Annotated in this window: 5 protein-coding genes; 2 read left to right on the top strand and 3 right to left on the bottom strand. The window is 67.6% G+C overall.

From position 1 onward, the window contains the following. Positions 1 to 144 precede the first annotated feature (144 nt). The 3 genes from NQ706_RS13605 to NQ706_RS13595 all read right to left on the bottom strand — a co-directional run bounded on the left by NQ706_RS13605 (position 145) and on the right by NQ706_RS13595 (position 2,149). Positions 145 to 1,062: a DDE-type integrase/transposase/recombinase gene (locus NQ706_RS13605; protein WP_150112755.1), complete on the bottom strand. Its 918-nt coding sequence runs from the start codon at positions 1,060 to 1,062 to the stop codon at positions 145 to 147. Positions 1,063 to 1,172: 110 nt separating this feature from the next. Next, positions 1,173 to 1,550 (bottom strand): hypothetical protein, encoded by a 378-nt coding sequence (locus NQ706_RS13600; protein ID WP_038568696.1) that lies wholly within the window; start codon positions 1,548 to 1,550, stop codon positions 1,173 to 1,175. Between the two features lie 122 nt (positions 1,551 to 1,672). Continuing rightward, positions 1,673 to 2,149, bottom strand: a complete 477-nt coding sequence (locus NQ706_RS13595) for a GNAT family N-acetyltransferase (RefSeq protein WP_167539844.1) — start codon at positions 2,147 to 2,149, stop codon at positions 1,673 to 1,675. A 177-nt stretch (positions 2,150 to 2,326) separates the two neighbouring features. Here NQ706_RS13595 and NQ706_RS13590 point away from each other — a divergent pair, with 177 nt between their 5' ends. Both NQ706_RS13590 and NQ706_RS13585 read left to right on the top strand, forming a co-directional pair. Further along, positions 2,327 to 3,664, top strand: coding sequence for an acyl-CoA dehydrogenase family protein (locus NQ706_RS13590; RefSeq protein ID WP_081873683.1), 1,338 nt, complete (start codon positions 2,327 to 2,329; stop codon positions 3,662 to 3,664). Between the two features lie 64 nt (positions 3,665 to 3,728). Further along, entirely contained in the window at positions 3,729 to 5,012 is a 1,284-nt protein-coding gene (locus NQ706_RS13585; protein WP_038568700.1) for an acyl-CoA dehydrogenase family protein, read from the top strand. Positions 5,013 to 5,361 lie beyond the last annotated feature (349 nt).

The raw sequence follows: 5,361 nt of genomic DNA, 5'->3' as shown, positions 1-5,361 counted from the left end.
CACCGCGGCGGCCTTCTCCTCGACCGAGTAGCGACGCGTCGTCGGCTTCCCATTCGCCAGTTCCTTCGGCATAACCCCATCCTCGTTTCCAAGGTCAGGAGTCTCCAACAAACTCAGGGCGCTTCACTGTCAACCTGATTGGAGTCACGTGGGGTTGAGTTGGGTGATTTCGGGTGTTGTGGCGGCGATGGGGCGCCGGCCTCGGTAGCGTTCGGGGTTCGCGGCGTACTGCGCATCCAGGACGGCTTGGCGTTCGGTGTGGACATCGACCCAGGTGCCGGTGTGGACCTGTTCGGGCGTGAACCCGGCCAGTGAGCTGTGGTGATGACGCGTGTTGTAATCGTGCACGACGTGCTCGGCCCACTCGCGCGCGTGTTCAACACTGGTGAACTGGCTCGGGTAGTCGGGACGGTACTTCTCGGTCTTGAAGTAGGACTCGATGTGCGGGTTGTCGTTGGACACGCGCGGACGATTCCGGCTCGCGCTGATCCCAGCATGACGGTAGAAGTCGGCCAGCAGTACCGACTTCATCGCCGGCCCACCATCGGAATGCACGATCCGCGGGTGAACACCCTCACGTTCTATCGCGGCCTGGAACAACGCGACCGCGAGTTCGTCGGACTCATCTGTCTCGACGCTGCTGGCGATGATCGTGCGGCTGAACGCGTCGATGATCGTGTACTGCTGATACCAGACCCCCGTGTATGGCCCGGGAAGTTTCGTGATGTCCCAGCACCACACCTCGTTCGGTGCGCACGCCTCCCACTGCGGCATCGCGACCGTGCGCCGCGTACGGCGTCGACGCACCGGCCGTGGCCCGCGCAAGCCACGCGCGCACCGCATCCACGTCGACAAAGACGCCACCGGCCGCCCCGCATCGAACGCGTCGTAGAACGACTGCTCCACGCTGCGCTGCTCGTGCCAACCGTCACGGATCGCGGACACGATCTGGGCGCGCTCCTCAGAGCTGAGCGCGCACGGCTGATACCGCTCGGTGTGCGCAAGCGGGTCCGCGACGCGAGCGCGTGGATGGTGACGGTAGTGCCACGTCGAGGTCGCCACACCGATGATCTTCAACGCTTCACGCTGGGAATAGCCGGCCGCGACATGCTCGGCGACCAGGGTGTTCTCCGCTTCGAGGAACGCCGCATGGCGGGCGGCACCGGCCTCGTTCAGGACTCGGGCGTGGGCTCCTGCGGCGCGTTCAACTCGTGCAAGAGCCCGATAGCTTTTCCCAGCGCCTCGTTCGATGCCTCCAGCCGCGCAACCTGCTCAGCATGCGTCCGCGCCTCCCGCGCGCGGGCTGCGCGTTCGGCAGCGAGTTCTTGTTCCACACGCGCCAAACGCGCGCCGTCAGCAACCGTCATGTGTGAAGTATCGCGGGGCACGAGGTCTCGTTCGAGGTCTCCGAAGTAGAACGCTTTGCGCCACGTCATGATCTGATGACGCGACACACCCTGCTCGAGCAACCACGCCGCTTTCGTGCCATGCGGCAACGCCACATACTGCTGCACCAACGCGGTCTTCTCTTCCGCAGTCCATCTGCGCATACCCACCTCCTGAGTGACTCCACACCCAGGCTGACAGTCAGGGCACCTCCGCGATTTTCGTCCACCTCTGCGAATCTCGGTCACATTCGCGCGACGTCACCGACGCAGCGAGCGGCCGAAAGTCACAACGCCATCGACAGGTGCTGGAACGGCCCTTCGTCGCTGAAACCGGCCTTGCGGTAGAGCGCGTCGCCGCTCTCGGTGGAGAACAGCGATACCCAGCCGGCCTCCTGCTCGCGACACCACTGCAGGGCGGCGTCGAGCAGTGCCGTGCCGCAGCCGCGGCCGCGGAACTCGGCCTCGGTGCACATGTCGCCGACGTACGCCGAGCGGCCCGAGCCGTCGGGGCCGGGCAGGTGCTGTTCGACGGTCGCCGTCACGCACGACGCGAGCGGCGAGCCGGGGCCCGCGCCCTCGACGCGGTCGATGACGAAGCACGCGTACCCGTCGGAGGCGAGCAGCTGACGCGCGACGCGGGCGCACCGTTCGCGCCACGCGTCGTCGAGTTCGATGTCGAAGGGCCACCCGTCGATCATGAGCAGCGCCTTGAGGCGCACGATCTCGGGGACGTCATCCTGGGTGGCGCGGCGAATGTTCACGATCCGCACCCTAGCGCGGCACGCCCCGGAGCGGGTCATCCTCGCCCGCACGCCAGTCCCCGGTTACCGATACCGCGCGTACCTACGTTCAGGTAACCTCGGCTTCAGCCGCGTGTCACGCCGCCTCGAACGGCGCTCGCACACCCCGACGCACCGTCACTCACGGAAAGGGCCGAGATGACTTCGACCACCAACCAGGCCTCCCTCGCCGACAAGGGCCAGCCCATCGCACTGCGCCTTCTCGCCAAGGCCGGCGGGCACGATCTGCTCAAGAACCCGGCGATCCGCTCCACGGTCGAGCGTGCCCTCTACCAGGGCAGCAAGTCCGGTTTCAAGGCTCAGACGGCGGCCGGGCGCGCCTTCACGAAGAAGGCCGGCTCGGGCGACGCGGCACGCAGCGCCCCGACGAAGCCGCGCCGCGAGTTCGACCTGACGCCCACCGAGGATCAGGAGACGATCGCCGCCGTCGCCGCCGAACTGGCCGACGAACTGCTGCGTCCCGCCGCGGCGAAGGCCGACGCGGAGCGCGCCCTGCCCGACGAGATCCGTGCGCAGGCCACCGAGATGGGCCTGACGCTCGTCGGCGTCCCGGCCGAGCTCGGCGGCATCGCCGAGGAGCGCAGCGCCGTGATGACGGCCCTCGTTCTCGAGCAGCTCGCCCGCGGCGACATGGGCCTCGCCGTTGCGATCATGGCACCGGCCGCCGTCGCGACAGCCATCGCGAGCTACGGCACGTCCGCGCAGCAGGAGACCTACCTGCCCGCCTTCACCGACGAGAAGAAGCCCGCCGTCGCCGCACTCGCGCTCGCCGAAGCGGGCCCCCTCGCCGACCCGCGCACCCCCGCGACGACGGCCACCCGGGACGGCGCCGACCTCGTCATCACCGGCGAGAAGGCGCTCGTGCCGTGCGCTGATTCCGCCGAACTGTTCGTCATCAGCGTCATGCTCGACGGCGCCGCGCGCCTCGTCATCGTCGAAGCCGGCACGGAGGGCCTGACGACGAGCGACGAGCCTGCGATGGGCGTGCGCGCCGCGCACACCGGGCGCCTGCACCTCGACGGGGTGCGCGTGCCCGCCGAGAACCTGCTCGGCAAGGCTGACGACACCCTCGACGCCATCCGCCGCTCGCGCCTCGCGTGGGCCGCCCTCGCGTGCGGCACCGGCCGCGCCGTGCTCGATCAGGTCAGGCAGTACGTCGTCGAGCGCAAGGCGTTCGGTGAGCCGATCGGTCACCGTCAGGCCGTCGCGTTCACCGTGTCGAACATCGCGATCGAACTCGATGGGCTGCGCCTCGTCACCCTGCGCGCCGCGGCGCGTCTCGACGCCGGAGACGACGCCAGTGCCGCCGAGACCATCGCTCACGCCCGTGCGCTCGTCGGGATGCACGCCACGCAGATCGGCTCCGACGCCGTGCAACTGCTCGGCGGACACGGCTTCGTCAAAGAGTTCGACAACGAGCGCTGGTACCGCGACCTGCGCGGCGCCGGCGTCCTCGAAGGTGGCGTCAGCGTCTGAGCTCGCCGCTGCGCTGCGCCACCAGCCCTCCTCTTTCCGCGTCTTTTCAGCAAAGGACCCAGTGATGATCGACCTCGAGATCCCGAAGAAGTTCGTCCCCCTCGTCAAGCAGGCCGGTTCGATGGCCGACGAGGTCTTCCGCCCCGTCAGCCGCAAGTACGACCTCGCCGAGCACACCTACCCCGCCGAGCTCGACCTCGTCTCCGCCCTCATCGACGGCATGACCGACTCGGGTGCGAGCAACGGCGCGGGCGCCGCCGGTTCCACGCGCGCCAAGGACGGCACCGACCAGGCCCCAGCCAGCACTGACGCCGACGAGGCGACGGGCGTGACGAAGCCCGCGTCCGGCAAGAAGGCCGGCAAGGGCAACAAGAACGGCGCCAACATGAGCTCGGCGCTGTCGATCATGCAGACGTGCCGTGGTGACGTCGGGCTGACGCTGTCGATCCCGCGTCAGGGCCTCGGCAACGCCGCCATCGCCGCCGTCGCGAACGACGAGCAGAAGGAGCGCTACGGCAACCGCTGGGCTGCGATGGCGATCACCGAGCCCGACACCGGTTCGGATTCGGGCAACATCCGTACGACCGCGACGAAGGACGGCGACGAGTACGTCCTCAACGGCGAGAAGATCTTCGTCACCTCCGGTGAGCGCGCGGAACTCGTCGTCGTATGGGCGACGCTCGACCGTTCGCTCGGCAAGAAGGCGATCAAGTCGTTCGTCGTCGAGCGCTCCAACCCTGGCCTCAAGCTCGTGCGTCTCGAGCACAAGCTCGGTATCCGCGCCTCCGACACGGCGGCGTTCGTCCTCGAGGACTGCCGTGTGCCCGCGAACGATCTGCTCGGTGACCCCGAGATCCGCACCGAGGGCGGCTTCGGTGGCGCGATGCAGACGTTCGACAACACGCGCCCCCTCGTCGCGGCGATGGCCGTCGGTCTGACGCGCGCCTGCCTCGACTTCACCCGCACCGCCCTCGAGAAGGCCGGCCATGGCCAGGACTGGGACGCACCCGTCGCCGCCCAGACGTACGCCTCGGCGCGCCTCGTGCAGATGGAGGCCGACTACGAGTCGGCGCTGCTGCTGACGCTGCGTGCTGCGTGGATGGCCGACAACGGCAAGCCCAACTCGATGGAGGCGTCGATGGCAAAGGCGAAGGCGGGCCGCACGTGCGTCAACGTCGCGTTGCAGTGCGTCGAACTCGTCGGCGTCGACGGCTACGCCGAGAGCGAGCTGCTCGAGAAGTGGGCGCGTGACGCGAAGATCCTCGACATCTTCGAAGGCACGCAGCAGATCCAGTTGCTCGTCGTCGCTCGTCGCCTGCTGGGTCTGACGAGTGGGCAGCTGAAGTAATCTCGCTTCCCTTGTCGATTATCGCCCGTAAACGCGTCGTCCATGACGCGTTTGCGGGCGATGATCGTTCGGCGGGGCGCACTGCGTGAGGGGCGGCGGCCTTCTCACGAGAAGCATCGCTCGTGAAGTTGAATCGTGAAGTGACCCCCGGTGTCACAGCCATACGAGACATGGGTCACATTGTGGTGTGACCACCTAATGCAGCCTCTTCACGAACGCCGAGTGTCAATCGTCATCGAAGGTGAACCAGAATCACCCGACCTGGACCACGATGACGATTTCGTTCATCCAACCTGAACCGCCGAGCCGATTTTGGTCATCCAAAGTGAACCAACCCCTTGTTCTTCGC

The sequence above is a fragment of the Dermacoccus sp. BD5 genome, assembly GCF_044878485.1.
Classification (GTDB): domain Bacteria; phylum Actinomycetota; class Actinomycetes; order Actinomycetales; family Dermatophilaceae; genus Dermacoccus; species Dermacoccus nishinomiyaensis.
This window is presented reverse-complemented; position numbering and strand designations above follow the sequence as displayed.